The organism is Parabacteroides sp. AF18-52 (genome assembly GCF_003479145.1).
GTDB lineage: Bacteria > Bacteroidota > Bacteroidia > Bacteroidales > Tannerellaceae > Parabacteroides > Parabacteroides faecis.
The window spans coordinates 36,674-57,463 of sequence record NZ_QUGR01000009.1 but is presented as its reverse complement, the minus strand read 5'-3'; the positions used below and the strand labels follow the sequence as shown (position 1 = coordinate 57,463).

The 20,790-nt window shown below is 42.2% G+C and carries 17 protein-coding genes; 10 read left to right on the top strand and 7 right to left on the bottom strand.

Annotated features, from left to right (window positions below; genetic code table 11):
* The first annotated feature begins 19 nt into the window (after positions 1 to 19).
* From DWX23_RS15550 to DWX23_RS15525, 6 genes are all read left to right on the top strand, one after another.
* The gene (locus DWX23_RS15550; protein ID WP_122351950.1) at positions 20 to 1,207 is read left to right on the top strand and encodes a phosphoribosylaminoimidazolecarboxamide formyltransferase; all 1,188 of its coding nucleotides are present in this window, start codon (positions 20 to 22) and stop codon (positions 1,205 to 1,207) included.
* A 155-nt stretch (positions 1,208 to 1,362) separates the two neighbouring features.
* Positions 1,363 to 1,905 (top strand): RNA polymerase sigma-70 factor, encoded by a 543-nt coding sequence (locus DWX23_RS15545; protein WP_158583151.1) that lies wholly within the window; start codon positions 1,363 to 1,365, stop codon positions 1,903 to 1,905.
* Positions 1,906 to 1,979: 74 nt separating this feature from the next.
* A complete protein-coding gene (locus DWX23_RS15540; RefSeq protein ID WP_122351948.1) occupies positions 1,980 to 2,957 on the top strand; it encodes a FecR family protein in 978 nt (325 codons plus the stop codon).
* Positions 2,958 to 3,093: 136 nt separating this feature from the next.
* Positions 3,094 to 6,510 carry a TonB-dependent receptor gene (locus DWX23_RS15535; protein WP_122351947.1) on the top strand — a complete coding sequence of 1,139 codons (3,417 nt, stop codon included), beginning with the start codon at positions 3,094 to 3,096 and terminating at the stop codon, positions 6,508 to 6,510.
* Positions 6,511 to 6,516: 6 nt separating this feature from the next.
* Positions 6,517 to 8,436 (top strand): RagB/SusD family nutrient uptake outer membrane protein, encoded by a 1,920-nt coding sequence (locus DWX23_RS15530; protein ID WP_122375145.1) that lies wholly within the window; start codon positions 6,517 to 6,519, stop codon positions 8,434 to 8,436.
* A 168-nt stretch (positions 8,437 to 8,604) separates the two neighbouring features.
* Positions 8,605 to 10,155, top strand: coding sequence for a sulfatase-like hydrolase/transferase (locus DWX23_RS15525; RefSeq protein ID WP_122375144.1), 1,551 nt, complete (start codon positions 8,605 to 8,607; stop codon positions 10,153 to 10,155).
* Between the two features lie 32 nt (positions 10,156 to 10,187).
* Here the strand turns inward: DWX23_RS15525 and DWX23_RS15520 are convergent, their stop codons facing one another.
* The 3 genes from DWX23_RS15520 to DWX23_RS15510 form a co-directional block, all read right to left on the bottom strand.
* Entirely contained in the window at positions 10,188 to 10,373 is a 186-nt protein-coding gene (locus tag DWX23_RS15520; protein ID WP_229801203.1) for a hypothetical protein, read from the bottom strand.
* Positions 10,374 to 10,440: 67 nt separating this feature from the next.
* Positions 10,441 to 10,626, bottom strand: a complete 186-nt coding sequence (locus DWX23_RS15515; RefSeq protein WP_122375143.1) for a hypothetical protein — start codon at positions 10,624 to 10,626, stop codon at positions 10,441 to 10,443.
* Between the two features lie 169 nt (positions 10,627 to 10,795).
* The gene (locus tag DWX23_RS15510; RefSeq protein WP_122375142.1) at positions 10,796 to 11,806 is read right to left on the bottom strand and encodes an aspartate-semialdehyde dehydrogenase; all 1,011 of its coding nucleotides are present in this window, start codon (positions 11,804 to 11,806) and stop codon (positions 10,796 to 10,798) included.
* Positions 11,807 to 11,936: 130 nt separating this feature from the next.
* Between DWX23_RS15510 and DWX23_RS15505 the strand changes: the two genes are divergently transcribed.
* Positions 11,937 to 14,309, top strand: coding sequence for a lamin tail domain-containing protein (locus DWX23_RS15505; protein WP_122375141.1), 2,373 nt, complete (start codon positions 11,937 to 11,939; stop codon positions 14,307 to 14,309).
* A gap of 160 nt (positions 14,310 to 14,469) precedes the next feature.
* On the top strand, positions 14,470 to 14,808 hold the full coding sequence (locus tag DWX23_RS15500) for a hypothetical protein (protein WP_122375140.1): 339 nt from the start codon (positions 14,470 to 14,472) through the stop codon (positions 14,806 to 14,808).
* Between the two features lie 59 nt (positions 14,809 to 14,867).
* On the opposite strand, the gene DWX23_RS15495 is transcribed toward DWX23_RS15500, so the two are convergent.
* Positions 14,868 to 16,019 carry a clostripain-related cysteine peptidase gene (locus DWX23_RS15495; protein ID WP_122375139.1) on the bottom strand — a complete coding sequence of 384 codons (1,152 nt, stop codon included), beginning with the start codon at positions 16,017 to 16,019 and terminating at the stop codon, positions 14,868 to 14,870.
* A gap of 120 nt (positions 16,020 to 16,139) precedes the next feature.
* On the opposite strand from DWX23_RS15495, the gene DWX23_RS15490 reads away from it, so the two are divergent.
* Together DWX23_RS15490 and DWX23_RS15485 are read left to right on the top strand one after the other, a co-directional pair.
* Positions 16,140 to 16,700, top strand: coding sequence for a DUF3575 domain-containing protein (locus DWX23_RS15490; RefSeq protein ID WP_122351940.1), 561 nt, complete (start codon positions 16,140 to 16,142; stop codon positions 16,698 to 16,700).
* Between the two features lie 7 nt (positions 16,701 to 16,707).
* The gene (locus tag DWX23_RS15485; RefSeq protein ID WP_122375138.1) at positions 16,708 to 17,238 is read left to right on the top strand and encodes a DUF3868 domain-containing protein; all 531 of its coding nucleotides are present in this window, start codon (positions 16,708 to 16,710) and stop codon (positions 17,236 to 17,238) included.
* 630 nt (positions 17,239 to 17,868) lie between these two features.
* Here the strand turns inward: DWX23_RS15485 and DWX23_RS15480 are convergent.
* The 3 genes from DWX23_RS15480 to DWX23_RS15470 form a co-directional block, all read right to left on the bottom strand.
* Positions 17,869 to 18,765 (bottom strand): fimbrillin family protein, encoded by an 897-nt coding sequence (locus DWX23_RS15480; RefSeq protein ID WP_122375137.1) that lies wholly within the window; start codon positions 18,763 to 18,765, stop codon positions 17,869 to 17,871.
* Positions 18,766 to 18,857: 92 nt separating this feature from the next.
* Entirely contained in the window at positions 18,858 to 19,793 is a 936-nt protein-coding gene (locus DWX23_RS15475) for a fimbrillin family protein (RefSeq protein WP_122375136.1), read from the bottom strand.
* Between the two features lie 49 nt (positions 19,794 to 19,842).
* Positions 19,843 to 20,778, bottom strand: coding sequence for a DUF5119 domain-containing protein (locus tag DWX23_RS15470; RefSeq protein ID WP_233587626.1), 936 nt, complete (start codon positions 20,776 to 20,778; stop codon positions 19,843 to 19,845).
* Positions 20,779 to 20,790: the final 12 nt, after the last annotated feature.

Sequence of the window (20,790 nt, the reverse complement as noted above, 5' to 3'; positions counted from 1 at the left end):
ATCATATATAACAAGCAATATGAGCACAGAAAACAAAAACTCTTTAGAACTGAAGTACGGCTGTAACCCTAACCAGAAGCCGTCGCGCATTTTTATGCAGCAGGGTGAATTGCCTATCGAGGTATTGAACGGCCGTCCCGGATACATCAATTTCATGGATGCCTTTAATAGTTGGCAGTTGGTAAAAGAACTGAAAGAGGCTACCGGACTGCCTGCAGCCGCATCTTTCAAGCATGTCAGTCCGGCCGGTGCAGCCGTAGGGATCGAGATGAGCGATACGTTGAAGAAAATCTATTTTGTAGACGATCTTCCGCTTACTCCTCTGGCAACTGCTTATGCCCGTGCCCGTGGTGCGGATCGTATGTCTTCTTACGGCGACTTTATCGCTTTGAGCGATACCTGCGACGAAGCGACGGCCCGTCTGATCAACCGCGAAGTATCGGATGGCGTCATTGCCCCCGACTATACTCCTGAAGCATTGGAGATTCTGAAAAATAAACGGAAAGGTACTTATAATGTCATCAAGATCGATCCGGCTTATAAACCGGCTCCGGTAGAACATAAGGATGTTTTCGGTATCACTTTCGAACAGGGACGTAACGAGATCAAGCTGGACGAAAGCCTGCTGACCAATATCCCGACCCAAAATAAAGATTTCCCGGAAGAGGCCAAACGTGACCTGATCATAGCCCTTATCACCCTGAAGTATACGCAGAGTAATTCTGTTTGCTATACAAAGGACGGACAGGCTATCGGTATCGGTGCCGGCCAGCAAAGTCGTATCCACTGTACCCGCCTGGCAGGAAACAAGGCTGATATTTGGTATCTGCGCCAGCATCCGAAAGTAATGAACCTGCCCTGGGTTGAAAAGATCCGCCGTGCGGACCGCGATAATACCATCGACGTATATATCAGCGACGACCATGAAGATGTATTGGCAGACGGTATCTGGGAACAGTTCTTTACTGAAAAGCCGGAAGTACTGACTCGCGAAGAAAAACGTGCCTGGTTGGATACTATGAACGGTGTATCTTTAGGTTCGGATGCTTTCTTTCCGTTCGGTGACAATATCGAACGTGCTCATAAGAGTGGCGTGGAATATATCGCACAGGCAGGCGGCTCGGTCCGTGACGACCATGTGATCGATACGTGTGATAAATATGGCATAACCATGGCGTTTACAGGTGTACGGTTGTTCCATCATTGATTGTTGCTTTTTCAGGAATAGATAAAGAAACCAGTGGCAGTAAATATATTGCTGTCACTGGTTTCTTCATTTTTATACTATATAGGTTGTAAATGATTCGTATAAAATTACTCCGTGTAATTGTATTTGTATTATATTTGTGTAGGAGATACTTTATGGAAAAAGATGTATTATATATAAAAGAACTTGCCCTGGGAAGTCATGACGCCTTTAAAAGGCTGTTTATGAACTATTTTCCCAAAGTCAAATATTTTATAGAGCATCTTGTTAAATCGGAGATAATAGCAGAGGAATTGGCCCAGGATGTATTTATGAAAATCTGGGAACGCCGGGAGCGGCTTGTCACTTTAGAATCATTTAATTCGTATGTTTACCGGATGGCCAAGAATGCCGCACTGAACCACTTGCGGCATAAATATATAGAAGAGAGTTATCTGGAAGATTATGAGGGGGAAACCGAACAGACTATTGAAGGTGATTTGTATGCCCGTGAAATGGAATTGCTGGAAAAACTAACTGTAGGTCGTATGCCGAAGAAGCGTAAGGCTATCTATGAAATGAGTAGAAGGGAAGGTTTATCGAACGACGAAATAGCAATACGGATGGGTATATCCAAGAAGACAGTAGAGAACCACTTGAATCTGGCATTGAAAGAAATCAGAAAGACCTTGCTTTTGTTTGCTTCTTTTTTCATCTGAAAATCTATTAAATAATTTTTTGGGTGCAGGACCGTTTTCGTGTGTCTTAATTTATAGATAACGGAAATTGTACCATGTCAAGAGTAGATCAGATTATAGAAAATTTCTTCAGGAAAGATCAGCCGGAAGATATCCGGAAACATTTCGTTCGTTGGTTTTTCCATCCTTCTTCATCGAAAGATAAAGAGGAAACCCTGCACGTACTTTGGGATACTCTCCAGGTAAAAGCAGATTCATCGACCGAGCGTTCCTATGAAACTGTCGAAAGACGGTTGGGATTCTCCAAACGGAAGGGAATACATAGTTCTTTCCGGAAATGGGGGCAGGTGGCTGCATTTCTGCTTCTTCCCTTATTGGGTGCGTGGGTATCCTGGTTATATCTACAGGATCGTCCTGTAGAGGAACTGGCTCTGGTGGAATGTTTTGTCCCGAAAGGAGAAATCCGGAATATCGTATTACCGGACCATTCGGTTGTCATCATCAATTCCGGGAGTACGCTTTTTTACCCGAGTGAATTTAAAGGTAAGAACCGTGATATCTATCTGAGCGGAGAAGCCAAATTTATGGTTACTCCTGATAAGAAGAAACCTTTTATCGTTAAGACCAACGATCTCTCGGTCGAGGCATTGGGTACTGTATTCAATATATCCTCTTATCCGGACAGGGAGAAGGTGACAGCTTCGCTTGCGGAAGGGAAGATAAAAGTTGATATAAGGTCCAGTCATGAAACATTTATTCTTGACCCTGATGAACAAGTTGTATTTGACAAGAACACAGGGGTAAGCGAACGGAAGCGTGCCCGGATGGATTACGTCCTTGCCTGGGAAAAAGGACAGATGATTTTCCAGAGTGCCTCTTTGTATTCCGTTATAAAAGAGATTGAACGACATTATGGTGTACAGGTTTATCTGAATGCCAGGGATTTGAATGATGAAAAGCTAACGGTTAAATTCCTGCATAATGAGACATTGGAGGAAGTTCTCTATACGTTGAAGCAAATTGTGGCAGGATTCAAATATAAAATAGAGGGAGACAAGGTATACATTTATTAATTATTAAAACAGAGAGAACCATGAAAAAAAGGACCGGAGAGTCTTGTTTGCAGCTCAACTCCCCGGTTTGAAATCAGAACACTTTTTATAGGCTTAATTACAAAAATAGTATTCAACAACAAAATTAATATTATTCATGAAAACGAATAACCTTTTATCTTGTAAATATTTATGCAAAATATTTATATATCTGTTTCTACTTTTCATAACCACTCATATATATGCACAAACGGTGAATATAACCGGACAAGATATCACATTGGCAAAGGTGTTTGAAGAGATTGAGAATCAAACAAAGTTGTCGGTGGCTTACAGCGAATCGACTATTGATAAGCATCATCGGGTATCTGTCGATATCAGGAATAAACCGGTGGATCAGGCTATGGATGTCATACTGAGCGGTACTGGGACTACTTTTTCTATTGAGGGAAAAAAGATCCTTATCAAACCGGTTCCGGTCATTCAGCAAGAGACGAAGAAGGTTGTAACCGGAACTGTTACGGATGAATTTGGAGAACCTGTTATCGGAGCCAATGTCGTGGAAAAAGGTACGAGCAATGGGACCGTTACCGATATCGACGGAAACTTTACTCTGCAGATTTCCGGTAATTCCGTATTGCAGGTCTCTTATATCGGATATATGCCGAGTGAAATTTCAACGAAGAACCGGGAACAGGTGAAAGTAAACCTGAAAGAAGATTCTCAAACGTTGGATGAAGTTGTCGTTGTCGGTTTCGGAACACAGAAGAAAGCAAACCTGACAGGGGCAGTCGGTTCTGTGAATATGGATAAGGTCTTGGGTGATAGGCCCGTTACCGGACTGGGGTCGGCTTTGCAGGGTGCGATACCCGGATTTACGGCCTCTACTTCAGCAGCTCCGGGAGGAGAAAACAAGTGGAATATCCGTGGGTTGGAATCTATTACCGGAGGTGCTCCGCTTATTTTGGTTGATAATGTGGTGTTTAATGATCTCTATTTGCTTAATCCGGCAGATATTGAAAGTGTATCTGTCTTGAAAGATGCCTCTTCCGCTGCCATTTACGGTGCGCGTGCCTCTTTCGGTGTTATTCTGATCACCACCAAAAAGGCAAAGAAGAACGAAACGCTGACGATCAATTATAACAACAATTTTGCTGTCTCTAAAGTCATGAATATACCGGAACCGGCATCTCCAGCCAATTTTATCAGGACATTACAGGAAGGTGGTTACACATCTATCTGGTCGGGGCAAAACCTGGAGACGTATATGGGGTTACTATCTGAATATAACGGGAATCCTTCTGCTTATCCGGCAGGATGGACGGAAGTGAACGGTACGAAGTATTTCCTGCGGGAAAACTCCGTCATGAAAGACATGTTTGAACCAGCTTGGAAACAAACACATAATATTTCGGCCCAGGGAGGAAGCGAAAGAATCAAGTACCGTTTGTCTTTGGGATATACCGATGAAAATGGGATTCTGGTAACTAATAAGGATGCGTTTACGCGAACGAATGTGACCGGTTATGTGAGTGGTGATATAACTTCATGGCTGACTACCTCTTTGGATATCAGTTATAATAATGGAAATAAGACATATCCGTTCATGGATGGTTCAAGTGAGTTGGGGAATTTATGGAAAACAAATCTTCCATCTTATCATCCGACAGGATCATTGCCTTACGGTACGGATGGGGAAGAGTATCTGGTTATGACTCCGGCGAATGTAATCAGGCAAACAGATAAAAAGCGGACAGTAACGGATAACACCCGCATCCTTTCCCGTTCGGTGTTGAAACCGTTCGATGGATTTGAAGCTGTGCTCGAGTATTCATATCAGGCAAGTTTTCAGGATATTGAATCGTATGCGAATTATTTCGAAATGCATCAGGGATTGGCAGAAAGTATCAAACCTTCCACCTCCACAACTCCTTTTACCCAGGAAAGAAAGACAACGAAATATACGACGATAAATGCTTTTGCCACTTATAATAAGACATTTATCAATACCCACAACATTTCCGCTCTTGCCGGGTTTAACCAGGAAAAGTCAGATTACAGATATTTGTATTCACAGGCTTATAACATGATCAGCAATGAATTGCCTTCGCTCAGTGGTTCGGATGGCGTGACGCCTCCGAAGACAAAGGACGATTATACGGAATATGCATTGCGAAGCGGATTCTTCCGGGCAAGTTATAATTACATGCAACGTTATTTTGTGGAAGTGAACGGGCGTTACGACCTTTCTTCTAAATTCCCGAAGGATTACCGGGGAGGATTTTTCCCTTCTGTCTCTGCAGGCTGGAGTATCGTGAATGAGCCTTTTATGGAGAAAGCGTCGTCCTTCTTATCTGCCTTGAAATTAAGAGGTTCTTACGGGACGTTAGGTAACCAGAACATCAGTGCCTACAGTTATTATCCTACAATGAGCGTGTCGAATGCTCCCTGGATATACGGCAATAATGTACCGAAGACACTGGAGGCTCCGGGTATGGTCCGTGCTAATTTTACCTGGGAGAAAGTGGAGTCGGTTAATGGTGGGCTTGATTTCGGTTTCCTGAATAACCGGCTGACCGGATCGTTCGATATCTACCGCCGCAATACGATCGGTATGTTAGGCCCTTCGGAAGAATTTCCTTCTGTGGCAGGTGCAAAAGCCCCTTTGCAGAATGCGGCTGACCTTAAATCGAAAGGATGGGAGTTGTCTTTATCCTGGAGAGACCGGATCGGTAAGGTGGATTACGGTGTAGCTTTCAATCTTTATGATTCCCGTTCTTATATCACTCGTTATAAAAACGATACGGGATTGTTTTATGACCGTAACGAAGCACAGGACGGTAAACGTTACCGGATCGGTATGGAGATAGGAGAAATCTGGGGATATGTGACGGACGGATTCTATACCGCTGATGATTTTATGGATAACGGGGCCTTGAAAGAAGGTGTGGTCCGGATCAACGGAGTCACTTCCCATGTCGGCGATATCAAATATAAGAATTTGCGGGATGACGAGAATAGTGTTAATGTGATCGATACAGGCGACAATACGGCAGATAATCCGGGTGACCGGAAGATTATCGGGAATAGCCAGGCACGTCTCCAGTATGGCCTGAACGGGTATGCGAACTGGAAAGGTCTCGGCCTTTCGTTTATTCTCCAGGGAGTAGGGAAGAGGGATGCCTGGATTGGCGGCGAGATCACTTTCCCGATGTCTAATCAGTACGGTACGGTTTATAAGCATCAGGTAGGCCAGATCTGGACAGAAGATAATCCGAATGCTTTTTACGGGCGTATCTATGAAAATGCCGGTAGTTCACAGGGGGCGAATCAACGTATCAGTGATAAATTCTTATACAATGCAGCTTATCTGCGGGTGAAGAATATTACGTTCAGCTATACCGTGCCGGATAAATATCTGCATGCGATCCGCCTGAAGAACCTGAAAGCTTTTGTGAGTGGCGAGAACCTGTTTACATTCGATCATTTACCGACAGGTATCGATCCGGAGAATTTGAGTTGGAATTATCCATATTCGAGAACGATTTCATTTGGTATCAACTTTAATCTATAAAGAGTTATGAAAAAGAATATTATATATCTGGCTTCTGCCTTTCTGCTTTCTTTTACCGGGTGTAATAATGACTATCTGGAATATTTCCCTAAAACCGAGTTGACGGAAGAGACGGCTTTTGTCACTTATGAGAACTTCAAAACATATACGTGGGGTTTGTATAGTATATTCCAGAATTCAGTGATGCGGCAATATCTGCAGCCGGACGCTGCGGTAAATACGGTTGTGGAAGGTGATGTGTATGCCAATTATCTGTATAACAGTAACAGTACGAATACACAGCATAACAACTGGCAATGGGATAATATCACGTCTACGATGAATATGGACGACAGTTGGAATTTCGATTATATCCGTCGGGTGAATATTATGTTGCGAAATATCGATAAGTCGGAAATGAATGAGACCGATAAAGAACATTGGCGTTCGGTAGGGCTTTTCTTCCGGGCATATCGTTATTACGATCTGCTGGCTCGTTATGGAGGTGTGCCCTGGCTGGAAGATGTGGTCGGCGACGAAGACGAAGATATATTATATGGTAAACGTTCATCCCGGGATGAAGTGGCTGGGAATATCCTTCGCGACCTGCAATATGCCGAGGGGCATATTAAAGAGAATGGGGAAGGAGTGAATACAAATACGATCAACCGTGATTGTGTAAGGGCTTTATTATCCCGTTTCTGCTTATTCGAAGGAACCTGGCGCAAATACCATGCTTTGGGTGGCAGTGAAACCTATTTGTCCGAATGTGAACGGGTTTCGAAATCGTTGCTCGATGCTTATCCTTCGATTGCCGCAAATTATGTTGATTTGTGGTCTTCGGATAATCTTTCCGGTTTTCCGGGAGTCATCTTGTACAAACAGTTTGAAAACGACCTGATCATGACTACGTTCCCGAGAGCGGAGCGAGGTGGTTCGCAGAAGTATGGGATGCATGCCCGTACGGTCGGAAGATATCTTTGCCAGGATGGCAAACCGATCTCGACCAGTAGTTTATATAAAGGAAAAGGTGCGGATGCAACTGTAAATGATGAGTTTTATAATCGTGATCATCGTTTATACTGGCGTTGTATTCCGCCTTACAGAACCAACAAGACAAATGGAAATCCGGTGACGGAGGATAATAAGAACTCCTGGTGGACAGAAGGTATGGATGAAAAGGACCGTTATTTTATTGATTATATGAATAAGATCAATGATGCCGACCATCAGTTCCCGTTGTACACCTGGCAACCTCAGTTTCTGTCTCGTGTTCCGATGATACAAACATCTCCCAACTCCTGGGGACCGATGCGTAATTATGGTGGTTATTATTTTTACATGTTCTATACTACCTACAATGAAGCGGCTATCCAGGCCGGCGGACAAAAAGCGGTTACCGATATGCCGATCTTCCATATTGAAGAGATCATGTTGAATTATGCCGAGGTCATGTATGAGCAGAATAAGTTCAGTCAGGCAATAGCCGATCTGACGATCAATAAATTGCGTACCCGTGCCAATGTTGCCCCGATGGTTGTTTCTGCTATCAATGCGTCATTCGATCCGGACAGGGATCCGCAGGTGGAACCGCTTGTCTGGGAAATCCGTCGTGAACGTATGGCCGAGCTGATGGGTGAAGGCTTTGGTTTCTATGATATCCGCCGTTGGAAGCGGGCTGATTATTTTATTAACCAGCGTCCTCTGGGTGTCAGGGTTGCTGCTGATGAGGTAGGTGAGTATTTTGGTGCCGGTTCTGTTTTTGTACAGGCTTCGGATGTGAATGCGGCAGCATCTGTTACTTCCGATGATATAGGCCGTGTAGTTTGTGTCGGAGATTATGTTTCACAAGGAAAAGGGTGGAAAGATTATTTCTATCTGAATCCGATACCTAAAACACAGTTGATCCTGAACACGAACCTGGAACAGAATCCGGGATGGAACTGATCGGTGTAAGGAAAACCTTAGATTAAATTATATAGATTAGACATGTACCCTGAGGTTGTATCGAAAGTTGGGACATTCCACAAACTTTTGGTACAACCTCGGTTTGTATGTGTTTTTTATCTGATATATTTGTATTTCATAGAGTGGGAGATATTTAATAAATGTAGTATGAATAGAAAGTTATCATTATCAAATATAGCATTATTGTCTGTTGGCATTTCATCTATGACGTGTCAGGCCCAAGCTCCGGCAAAGCCGAATGTGATTTATATCTATGCCGACGATATGGGGAAAGGAATGTTGTCCGCCTACGGTCAACGTCATTTTACGACCCCCAATATTGACCGAATGGTTACTAAAGGAACCTCTTTCGACAATGCCTATGGTTGTATGTTGTCGGCTCCGGCAAGAGCCTCATTGCTGACAGGCTACCATGATTGTCATCCGGATAAGTGGGTGATATCGAGGGGAGGTAAGTTCATTCCGGCAACGGATGATTTGTCATCGATACCTGCTGTGGAAAAGGAGATAAACGCTGAGGATATCCTGTTGGGTAAAGGTGATTATTATCTTCCCCAGGTGTTTAAACAGGCTGGTTATGTAACTGCCGAGATCGGTAAGCTGGAATGGGGGTTTACGGCTACCCGTAAACAGATGAAGGAGCATGGTTGGGATTATTATTATGGTTATCTGGATCATGTCCGCTGTCACGGATTCTATCCACCGTTCCTGTTCGACAACGGAGAGATTGTCACGATCGAAGGAAATACCCATAAGAATTGTGGAAAGAGTATAGAGAATGAAACGGAAACCGCTTACCTGGAGCGATGGAACAGGAACGGGAAAGCGGTTTATTCGCAGGATCTCTTTTTAGATAAGATACTGTCTTTTATCCGTGCGAATAAGGATAAACCTTTTTTCCTGTTTCACCCGACACAGTTGCCGCACGGACCGGTCGCTATCCCTGCGGTGCATCCGGAACTGGCGAATAATCCGGAACTGACATCGATAGAGAAAGAATATGCTTCCATGGTCAAATTGCTGGATGATAATGTGGGAGCGATCATGAATGAACTCCGCCGATTGGGACTGGATAAGAATACGATCCTTGTTTTTGCTGCCGATAATGGCCATGAAACGTATTATTCGCAGAAAGGACGGTGTGAGAAACCATACAGGAATATGCAAACAGGAACGCTGTTCGACGACTATACGGATAAATATTACAGCGACCTGGCAGGAGATATCTTTAACGGTAATGCCGGTATGGCAGGTCTGAAACGGAGTAATCTGGATGGCGGCGTACATATTCCGCTGATCTTTTATGGGGAAGGGATAATCCCTGCCGGGATAAAGAGTCAGGAACTGGTTTCCAATTATGATTTTTTGCCGACAATGGCAGAGATGCTTCAGGTATCGCTTCCGGTAAAGAAGGATGGCATTTCTTTCCTCCCTACTCTGGTAAAAGGAGAAAAAATACCGGCCGGGCGATATGTGGTATTCGGCTCCAACTACGGTCCGGGCATTCTGACCGGCGAAGGCTGGAAGCTGCGTTATTACCGGGCAAAAGATGTCTTTGAATTGTACAACCTGAAAGACGATCCGCAGGAGCGTCATGACTTGTCAGGGCAATATCCTGAAAAGGTAGAAAAACTAAAGAAGATACTACTGAAGGAATGCGATGAAAACATTGACAATGGAATCAACAAAGCCGGATAGAAATGAAAAGGGACGGTCTCCGACAGACCGTCCTATTCAAGTAACCATTTCCAGATGGGGATAACGGTGATCTTTTTTCCATCTTCCATAATCGTTTCTTCTTCGTCTCGAGTGATAATGAATAATTTATCTACGTACATGACTTTGGCTATTTTTAATAAAGCAGTCACTTCCCGTTTGCGTGTTGTTTCATCTTTCAGACTGTATGATACCTGCACAGCCAATTTTTGTGTTGGTATATAAAAGTCGACTTCAATATTCTGATGATAAAAGTAAAGTTCATCTTCATATTTCTTCTTTCAGTAAATGTTGTATTTGTTGATACATCAGATAAGATTTACCGGCGCGGCGAAGACCAACAAATACGTAATTTAGCTGATCTGATAAATGAATATCTCGTTCAGTCAATGTTATCTTCTCGGTGAATTGCTGATATTCAATGATTAGAGATTTAATTACATTCTTTTCCATACTGCTGTATCTTTGATATAAGACAAATATAGTGCAATTTTATCGATTATAGAAGATAGAAAGGCTCCTGTTTTATCGATTATAAAAGATACTTTTGTTTTATATTAAACAAAAAGGGACGATCTGTTGAAGACCGTCCCTTTCCATATATAGAAAGATTATAAAGTTGTTATCCTATGTTTTTTACCTTGATCAGGTATTCAGCGATCTGAACAGCGTTCAGGGCAGCACCTTTCTTGATCTGGTCGCTCACAGTCCAGAATGTCAGACCGTTCGGGTTGCTGATATCCTTACGGATACGGCCTACGTAAACCGGTTCTTTGTCGGCTACGAACAAAGGCATCGGATAGTCTTTGTTTGCCGGATCATCCTGCAGGATGATACCTTCGCCTTCAGCGAAAGCCTTGCGGGCTTCTTCCACGCTGATCGGACGCTCTGTCTCGATCCAGGTTGCTTCGCTATGAGCACGCATAACCGGAACACGTACACAGGTTGCGCTCACTTTGATATCTGAGTGCATGATCTTGCGTGTTTCGTTATACATCTTCATTTCTTCTTTCGTATAACCGTTATCAGTGAATACATCTACGTGAGGGATCACGTTGTATGCCAGTTGATAAGCGAATTTTTCTACTGTAGGTTCTTCGCCCTTCAAGAGTTGTTCGTACTGTTTGATCAGTTCTGCCATAGCTGTTGCGCCTGCACCGCTGGCTGCCTGATAAGTGGATACATGTACACGCTTGATATGCGATACCTTTTCGATTGCCTTCAATGCAACGACCATCTGGATGGTAGTACAGTTCGGATTGGCAATGATACCGCGAGGACGATTCAGTGCATCTTCCGGGTTCACTTCAGGAACTACCAAAGGTACATCGTTATCCATGCGGAATGCGCTGGAGTTGTCGATCATCACAGTGCCATGTTTTGTAATGGTTTCTGCAAATTCGACAGATGTACTGCCACCGGCCGAAACAAAAGCAACATCGATTCCCTTAAAGTCGTCGTTATGCTTAAGCTCCTTAACGGTGTACTGTTTACCACGGAAGGTATAAACACGTCCGGCACTGCGAGATGAGCCAAAAAGCACAAGCTCATCCATTGGGAAGTTTCTTTCGTCGAGTACGCGCAGGAATTCTTGTCCTACAGCTCCACTCACACCAACAATTGCTACTTTCATTTTGAGCACTAATTAAAATTGTATTTAAAAAAAATGTTATAACTTTACAGCATCCAAAATCAAGACACGTGGATAGTTGTAAGCTATTAGCGTGCAAAGATAGATAATTTTATAACAAAACTATATAGCTATGAAACAATTTATTCTATTTATCCTTGTATTACTTCCTGTTTGTGCATTTGCACAGTTCACTGAGACGTTTGATGGTCCGGAGATTAATTCGGCTAATCCCTGGAAAGGCGGATTGGAGAAGTTCACGATCAATAACGATGGATGGCTACAATTGAATGGACTAAAAAACGAAGCAGGAAAAGCCGGATTACATTGTGTGATACCTTATGCTTCCAACATGCAATGGGAGTTTGATGTATATATGGAAGAGATTCCGAGCGAAAAAAACTATCTCCGCCTCTATTTGTATATGGCGGGTGATGATACATATTATTATGTGCAAATCGGGCATGACGGGGAGAAAAAGATTAGTCTCCGGACAAATGAAAAAAAAGAATTATTTCCTCTTAAGGAAAGTGGTTTTACTGAAAAGCCAGTACTTCTTCATATAAAAGTTACTTTAGAGAATGATAAAGTATGGACTTTATATTCCCGCAAACAAGAGGATTCTTATTACCGGTTGGAGGGTACTACCGGTAAATATAAGATAAAAGCCACGCAGGAAAGCGGAGAGCTGACGCTTAATATCGAATATACTAAAACTCGTTATCGTCATTTTGCAATAGATAACCTGAATGTTTCCTATAATATTACTCCTACCGATACAATACCCTCCGGAGAGCCTGTTGATCCTGACCCCGAAGATCCGACGTCTCCGGTTGTATCACCAAAGCTTCTTTCTATACAACCGTTGAGCTTATGTGAACTTCAATTTGCGTTCGACCAACCTGTTGATATAGGTGAAGCCTGTTTTATGGTATCCGGTATTGGGAAAGCTGACCGTATAGCATATGCTGATGAGCAAACGAAAACTATGGTAAATACTAAATATCCGGGAGAGATGATTGCCGGTATTAATTATACAGTTTCCTATAATGGTATTGCTGATATGGAAGGGAATAAACTGACTCCTTTTTCGGAGGATTTTGTGTTGGAAGAAAAGGGTGGGGAAGAAGTGACTTCCGGTTCTGTCTGTATCAATGAAATAATGGCTGATCCCAAAGGCTTGAAAGAGTTGCCGGAAACTGAATATGTAGAATTGTATAATACTACGGAACATAACGTATCTCTTTCCGGTTGGCAATTTTCATATGGTGGAAAAGCAAAACCTATGACAGCCTTTGAAATTCCCTCAAAAAGCTATGCAGTACTTTATCGTTCCGGCAGGGATATCGTGGTTGATCCTTCAGCTGTAAAGGTTCCGTTGGATAATTTCCCGTCTGCATTGGCGAATACAGGAAAGTTGTTGCAATTGCTTGACGGCGATAACAACCTGATCGATGAAGTAACATATGAAAAAGCCACTCCCGGTAAATCCTGGGAGCGTTCTTCTTCCGGCTGGCATCTCTCTTCCGATCTGCGTGGGGGTACTCCTGGCTCTGCTAATTCATCAGGCGAGGGAGAGGAAAAGCCAAATGAACCTGTTACACCTGACGAACCCGATGAACCGGATACTCCGGATGAGCCGTCTCTCCCTGATATAACTGTCGAGCCGGGGGAGTTTGTTATCAACGAACTTCTTCCCAATCCTTTTACCGGTGGTAGTGAATATATCGAACTGTATAACCGTTCGGGACATGCTTTGCCGGTATCCGGTTTATCGATTGCTGTCCGTAAGGCTGATGGAACGTTGAATACCCGTTATCCGCTATCTTCTGTTACCTCGGTGATTGAATCTGACGGTTATGTACTACTGACAAAGAACCTGTCGGGTGTCACCGATTTTTATACAATCTTGTCCCCCTCTTCTCTGTTTGAGGTACCCAAACTCCCCATACTGGCAAATACTTCTTCTACACTCGTGTTATTTCGGACGAAAGATGAAGTTGTGATCGATGAGGTTTCTTATTCTTCCAAATGGCATGCTTCCTCCGTGAAAGACCAGAAAGGCGTAGCTCTTGAACGGATCGACCCTGAGGCAGAAACACAATCGGCTGCAAACTGGACCTCTGCTTCGGCCACTGCCGGTTATGGAACACCCGGTTATCGAAATTCTCAATCGGATATTTCTTCTCCGGATGATCCTGATAGTCCGGATGAACCTACCGGTATTGAGGTTCCACAGTGGGATGAGAGTTCCGGTCATTATACCATATCTTATTATCTCGACCAGCCGGGATATAGCTGCCGTGTCTTTATCTTCAATCTGGCCGGTATCCGTGTTGCCGAAATTGCCAACCATGAACTGTTAGGCATGAAAGGACAGTTGACCTGGGACGGCTATGCCTTATCCGGGAAGCAACTGCAAACAGGCATTTATATTTTCTATGCCGAGTTATATCATACTACCGGCACAGTGAAAAGATATAAACATATATTCCCGGCCCGGTAAAAAAGTGTGGATAAGTCGTTCATTAATAAATCACTTTATGTTTGTTGGAGATATTTGGAAGCTTTACATTTGTATGTCTCCGATGGGCATAGAGCCTTAATCGAAATAATTGTAATGCCTATGAATGAAGAAGAATTTAAAACAAAAGGAGGAATAATCTATGGATAATATAGAATATTTGAATTCATATCCTGAATATCGGAACTTGTTCCCAACACAGAAAATGTATGATGATTTCGTACGCTTTATGGATATGGATGAAGAAGAACGTCATCTTTTTTCAGAAGAAAATAAAAAACGAATAGAAGCAATGTCACCGGAAGAACGTGAAGAAGATTGGAATAATGTGGTTAAAGGTACTGAGTTGTTGATAGAATTTGCCAAAGAGGAAATACCTAAATTAGCTTACGAAAAGAAGATGCTGGAAGCATCGAAGAAGCAAAATAAAGTAACTTGGGAAGATATCCGCAAAAAGATAAATAATATTGCGAGCCTGTAAATAGGATAAAAGTCGCTATGAAAGACTATAAAGTCTCGTCATAGCGACTCTGTTTTTTATTAATAAACCGCCTTATACCATGCAAGCCGCTTGTACCATTCTGATAACCTTATAAGGGAAGGCTGGGGTACGAAAACTGACAGACCTGAAAAGTGCTCGATTTTCCTAGGTCCATTTGATTGATTAAATTTGCCTAATGCATCATAATAAGAATATGGAGTGGCATATTTGCTGACAACCACTTTCTCCATGCTGGTGGTGAAACGTTCGTATTGTTCGCTGCTTGCCAAATATTTGATGAAGTCATCGAAATCATACAGCATATGAGGCTCGTTGGTAGTGAGGTATTCCAATATCTGCATATCAGTTAATGGAAGAGCATAGATGTCTTCTTCTGTTTTTTCTTTTAATATGTCGTTGACAACCTGAGCTAGCTCATCCAATTCGCTAGTTTTTATCAGAGACACAGTGCCGAATGAAGCCCAACCGTTATCGCTGTAATAGTCATAAAAACTTTTGGTAACTTGTTCCAGATCTGCTTTTTCTTTGAATAGGGCGGGCAGGAAATCTTCGTAAGGAAATCCGCGTGCGAGTACTTCCGTTGGCGATCCGAGAAGGTAGTCAGTCTTGTCTTTCAACTCATAAGCACACTCGATGCCGCTCATATAACAAGCATCGAAAAGCATGAAATCGAAATGAAAACCTTCTAAAGCCTCGTTTAATTCGGTTATTTCCATATTTTTCCCACCTTCGGCACCGAAGGAACGTAAAGAAGAGAAATTTGTCGGAAGCCAGGAAGTACCGTGACTGGATAATATCAAGCCATAACTTTTGGCAGGAAACAATTCTATAGTTTCCTTGATCACACTGTGCATCGTCTCCGGTAAGATCGCACTTTGATTTTCGTAAAAGCGGAGAGTGTCTGTTATCACTTTTCCGTTTTTATCTTCTTTTATCTGAAACAGATAAGATTTACTTTTATTTTCTGAATAATATATGACAAGATTCCCCCAGTTTCGTTCTTTATCGGATGCCACTTTCATCATTTGATAGATGTTTGCACGTATGTCGCTTCCGAGATTACCACCGGCAATCATATAGGCTAGTATCGTACGTTGTGGCGTTCCTTTCGGAATCTCGATCTCTTCTTTATTGCAACTACCCAGTAATAGAGCAAAGAGGAAACTATAAATGATAAATTTGATTTTCATGCCTTGTTTTTTATCGTAACAAAGTTACGCATAATTTGTTTGCATCTAATTATTTATATTTCTTTTTTCTATCTTTGTGTGCTAATTGATTTTAAAGCATGTAGAGAAAAAGAAATTAATATGAAAAAAATACTATTTATCGCATTGCTTTTGTGTTGTCTGGGCTGGGAGGGAAAGGCGCAGACTGTGGCTGTCAAGTCCAATATCCTGTACGATGCAACCGCAACGGTGAATCTGGGCGTAGAAGTGGGATTCAATCAACACTGGTCGCTGGATATTTCCGGGAACTATAACGGATGGGATATCGTGAGCGACAAATCGTGGAAGCATTGGATGGTACAACCCGAAGCCCGCTACTGGCTGCACGAAAAGTTTAACGGTCATTACTTTGGGCTTCATGGTATTTATATCGATTACGACATTGCCAATTCGAACTTCATGTCGGTGATGAAAAAGAAATTTGCCTACGACGGTAACGGATATGGCGGTGGTCTCTCTTACGGATATCAGTTGTATCTTTCTCCGCATTGGAACATCGAATTTTCAGCAGGAGTCGGTTTTGTTCATTTTGAATACGATAAATCGGCTTACCCTGCAGACGGCGAATCTGCTTATAAGTACCGTAATAACTACTTCGGACCGACCAAGCTCGGTGTTAGTATTGTATATATAATTAAATAAGTGAACGATGAAAACTCCGGTCTATATATTCCTTTTTCTGTTGATTATGCAGTTGTGCCCTATGCAGTTGCAGTCGCAGACACAAGCGCAGGCTACAGTTTACAATGGCCTGGTTAATATCAAACAAAACAAGGCTGAAGTAGAGCACGGCCGTTTGAAGTTGGATATGGATCTTTTACTGAGTGGCGTGTCCGTCGGACGTTATCAGACATTGTTGCTGACTCCGGTATTGCGTCAGGGGAACAATTCGTTTCGTTTGGCTCCTATCCGCATCAATGGGGCGAATAAGCAAAAAATGTATGAACGCATGGTCGCTTTTGAAGGAAAGCAGGTAGCGGATGGAGATGCTTATGTCGTCTTGAAAAGCAATCCGACCTTATTGCAGGAGGTCAGTTATAAAAAAGAGTTTTCTTTCCAGCCATGGATGGAAGAGGCTGAGTTGATCCTTGTCGGTGAGCTGAATAATTACGATGGTATTCCGGTTCAGACGTATACGAATATCCTGACCGATCATTTTTATATTCAGATGGCTGAGTAATACATAGTAAAACTGCCTTTAACCGTTCATTGTTCATCTTTTTTGCAATCATCCTTTGATAATTAAACGGTGATGGGTGAATAGTTGGGTGAACGGTTTCGTAAAAAAGGTGAACGATTGGCGTAAACCATTCACCTTGTCTTTTTAGGGCTTCTTATGTTTAGCCTGTATGTTATTAATCACTACGTGGAAAGTCCGGACTGATTAAGCCGGATGTCATAATCTTTTTGCTTAACGACCTTCGTTGTTAAGCTTGATGAGCGACGTCGCAAACCTTAACGACCTTGGTCGCAAAGCTTGACGATGGTGGTGTCCGGATCTGTAAGTCATAACTACGGAGTTAGTAGATAGTAGGTTTGATGGTAAAAGATGCCGTCTAAAAAGATAGTATTGAGTTGCCCGGATAACTATTTATAAGAAGGTGAACGGTTTAGAGGTGACTGTTCACCCTTTAATCAAACCGTTCACCCCGATCATTCACCTATAAGCCAGTAATAATCAAAAGATGACTGTAAAAGGTGAAGGGTTGAATGATGTATTATTCAAATTCGCTAGTATATCAATTCTGATGAATACAAGCTTTGAATGGTTTTATCTTTGGGTGAATCCTAAATGGATAAGAATAATCGTTTAGAAATAAACCGTTTCGTCGCTTGTGCCGCCATCCTGCCAGGGAGTGATGCTGCCTGAGATGCTGATATCCTGTGCCTGTATGGTGAAAGAGTAGGTTTGTTTTTTCCCTCCTTCAAAAGCCTTTTGGGATTCGATGCGATAATCCTTGCCACTCATTCGGACGATGAAAACAGGTTTCTCTATCGGATAAAGAAGGTGGTTTGTTACGAGTGTTATTTCGTTCGGTGTCATTGCTTCGTTCAGATTGTCAATAAGCGTGTAAGGTGTTATTGAGGCGGCTGCGCTTAGCTTACCGGTTTGTACGTTTAACTGTATGGTGGAGGGATAATTCTCCATCGAAATACTTTGTAGAATCAGATCTTCTTTAATATCATCCGCTTTCTTGAATTTAAGAGTGATGGCGGATAGGATATGGTTGAAAGATAGATTGACTGGGGTATCTCTCAGTGTTTTGTCAAGATTCAATACGGGGGTTGCCCACATGATATCGTCTTGTTTTTTTAGGTCAAACGGGATATTCGAAGGAGCGGCAGTTGCTGCTTCGGTATATGGGTAGTAGGCGTAAATGTTGAGTAAGGTGTCGGGGTTGACAGGGTAGTGAGCATGGTAGTCAGTGATTAATTGGGAGTCGGAGGATTTGGTATAAAGCTTGTTGTTTAAATCCTTACGTATGCCGGTATTGGTGATGTCCTCGTTGATTTTGTGCCCCCAACTAAAAATACCTACTTGAGAACTTTCGGGTAATGTCGTTCCATCAATAAGAGTTTTAGAGGTTATGATCTTTTCTCCGAAATGTATTTCGGTATTGTCAAGAACTGCAATGTCTCTTTCGTTTCCGTTATTACAGCTTAAAAATACAATGAGGAATGTAATAAGATAAATAATGGGTTTCATTTATTCTTGCAGTTTAAAAGGATAATTGTCTATATGTAGGAAGAGGATGTGCCAAAAGTCGATTATTGGCACATTCTCTATTAATGTTTTTATTATTCAGTTGTACCTTCACCTGATATTGGATCACCCCATGGATTTATCGTTGCATTAGCACTAGCTTCTTTTGCATTAAATGTGATAGATATATTGTATTGTTTGCCTTCAACTGTTTTTTCACTATCACTACCATTTATTTTTACTTTTGATACAGTGAATGAACCTTTGCTTGTTGTAATATCAAGAGTAATATCTTTACCTGGTTCAATCATTAATGCATCCGCATCATTTGTTGTAGAACCACTAGAAGAAATGGTATAACTCCCTCCAGCAAAAGCTGAAATTCCTGTAGCTGCTTTATCCGTAGTATAGGCTATAGTTCCATCACTTAATTTCATTGTTGCTGGTAATTCAGCTCCTTTTACTGTAAGAGAGGTTACTTGATCATCAGCAGGATAACCCGTTCCTTGTTTGAAAGTAAATTTGATTAATGCTAATTTATGGCTGAATGTTAATTTAAGGTCGCTTGTCGCTGAGCCTCTTGCCCCGGCATTGAGTTCATTAGATAAGAGAACATCCTCTTTTCCTGTTATGCTGGTAAAAGTCACGACTCCTGAGTCGTCAACTGAACCTTTAGGATAAAATCCAATGAAATATGCATTTTCTCCTGTGGGTTTGTAATATTGTTTTTGTGAGTTAAATATGTTCGTAGAAGCATCTACAATGTCGACTTCGATTGGAGTAGTTTCCCAATTTGTTGTACCAGCATCTGCAGTTTTGGCATCTTTACGTAGGATTTGTACTCCCTCTAGAGCGTTACCAGTTACTGCTGCTTTTGTTTCGACTTCTGCTTTTAACACATTTGCTGTGATATTAATTTCAGAGCCTTTTTCAATTTCATTGATAGGATCGTTTCCACTCTCGCTTGTACAAGCGGTCATTGCTGCAACAGTTGCAGCAATTGAAATCATACTTAATACTAATGTTTTCATAATTATAAAATTAAATTGTTTGAACTCTTTTGATTGTTTATTATTTGGATTATTCAATGACCATGTCGTCACCGGCAGAAACTTCCCAGTTGTTGATCTTTACAGTGAAGGAAGCATCTTTTTCTACCGTTACGGATACATTTACATTGATATTATTTCCTTCCGTATTGCCTATCGATTCTCCTAAATCGAGCGTTGCGGAAGAGGTACTGCCGTCATTGAGGGTGAAATCCAGCTTTACCTCGTTTGTGGGGGTAGGGGGAGGGGTTTCTCCATGTTTGGGGGCGGTTCCTAATATCATAATGTTTGCTTTAACTCCTTCCTTTGAAGGAGCGGTTTCAAAGTTTACTTTTGTTGTTTTTTCCGGTACGATCTCTTGTTTACTCAGGTTGAAAGCGGCAGGTACTCCTGCTAATTCACCCTTACATTCTTTTATGTACTCCATACCGTCGACTTTTATGTCGATCGTTACTTCGCGGATCAATGAAGCCATGCTGAACTCACGTGTGTTGCTGATCCCTTCGTTAGCTTCCACCTCCAATTCGTCAATAGCTATTCCATAAAAAGGAATACGTCCTGATGTCGTATATCCGGTTGCTTTCGTTGCCGGAATGTATGCTTCTGCCGTTTCGAATGTATTCATATTGCGGAATGCGATATTGTCGGCATCACAATTGAAAACCAGTAAGCGGTATTTGTCCGGTGGTAAGGTGAATTTCAGTCCGCCGGCATCGCCTTCGATCTGTGTCATCGCACCCTGTTCCAGGGGATAGAAGCAGTAACGTACTTTCTTTGGACTCTCGTGGCCGCTCAAGGCCTGTTCCCATTTCAGCGAATATGAGATAAAACCGTAGGAGGACTGTTCCGGCTCTTCCTTTGTACTGCATTTAATGAAACATGTAATGATCATTAATATGCAAGCGGCAATTCCGCATGAGCAACCTATCTCTCCTTTTATCATCACCGAATATTCTTTGAAATTCAATTCCTTTTGTTT

Excerpts from the sequence above, each read along its gene's own strand:
- DWX23_RS15505 (WP_122375141.1), top strand. The coding sequence starts at position 11,937 with ATGAAACAATTTATTCTATTTATCCTTGTATTACTTCCTGTTTGTGCA.
- DWX23_RS15545 (WP_158583151.1), top strand. The coding sequence starts at position 1,363 with ATGGAAAAAGATGTATTATATATAAAAGAACTTGCCCTGGGAAGTCAT.
- DWX23_RS15550 (WP_122351950.1), top strand. The coding sequence starts at position 20 with ATGAGCACAGAAAACAAAAACTCTTTAGAACTGAAGTACGGCTGTAAC.
- DWX23_RS15490 (WP_122351940.1), top strand. The coding sequence starts at position 16,140 with ATGAAAAAAATACTATTTATCGCATTGCTTTTGTGTTGTCTGGGCTGG.
- DWX23_RS15510 (WP_122375142.1), bottom strand. The coding sequence starts at position 11,806 with ATGAAAGTAGCAATTGTTGGTGTGAGTGGAGCTGTAGGACAAGAATTC.
- DWX23_RS15535 (WP_122351947.1), top strand. The coding sequence starts at position 3,094 with ATGAAAACGAATAACCTTTTATCTTGTAAATATTTATGCAAAATATTT.
- DWX23_RS15500 (WP_122375140.1), top strand. The coding sequence starts at position 14,470 with ATGGATAATATAGAATATTTGAATTCATATCCTGAATATCGGAACTTG.
- DWX23_RS15515 (WP_122375143.1), bottom strand. The coding sequence starts at position 10,626 with ATGGAAAAGAATGTAATTAAATCTCTAATCATTGAATATCAGCAATTC.
- DWX23_RS15495 (WP_122375139.1), bottom strand. The coding sequence starts at position 16,019 with ATGAAAATCAAATTTATCATTTATAGTTTCCTCTTTGCTCTATTACTG.
- DWX23_RS15540 (WP_122351948.1), top strand. The coding sequence starts at position 1,980 with ATGTCAAGAGTAGATCAGATTATAGAAAATTTCTTCAGGAAAGATCAG.
- DWX23_RS15475 (WP_122375136.1), bottom strand. The coding sequence starts at position 19,793 with ATGAAAACATTAGTATTAAGTATGATTTCAATTGCTGCAACTGTTGCA.
- DWX23_RS15485 (WP_122375138.1), top strand. The coding sequence starts at position 16,708 with ATGAAAACTCCGGTCTATATATTCCTTTTTCTGTTGATTATGCAGTTG.
- DWX23_RS15480 (WP_122375137.1), bottom strand. The coding sequence starts at position 18,765 with ATGAAACCCATTATTTATCTTATTACATTCCTCATTGTATTTTTAAGC.
- DWX23_RS15525 (WP_122375144.1), top strand. The coding sequence starts at position 8,605 with ATGAATAGAAAGTTATCATTATCAAATATAGCATTATTGTCTGTTGGC.
- DWX23_RS15530 (WP_122375145.1), top strand. The coding sequence starts at position 6,517 with ATGAAAAAGAATATTATATATCTGGCTTCTGCCTTTCTGCTTTCTTTT.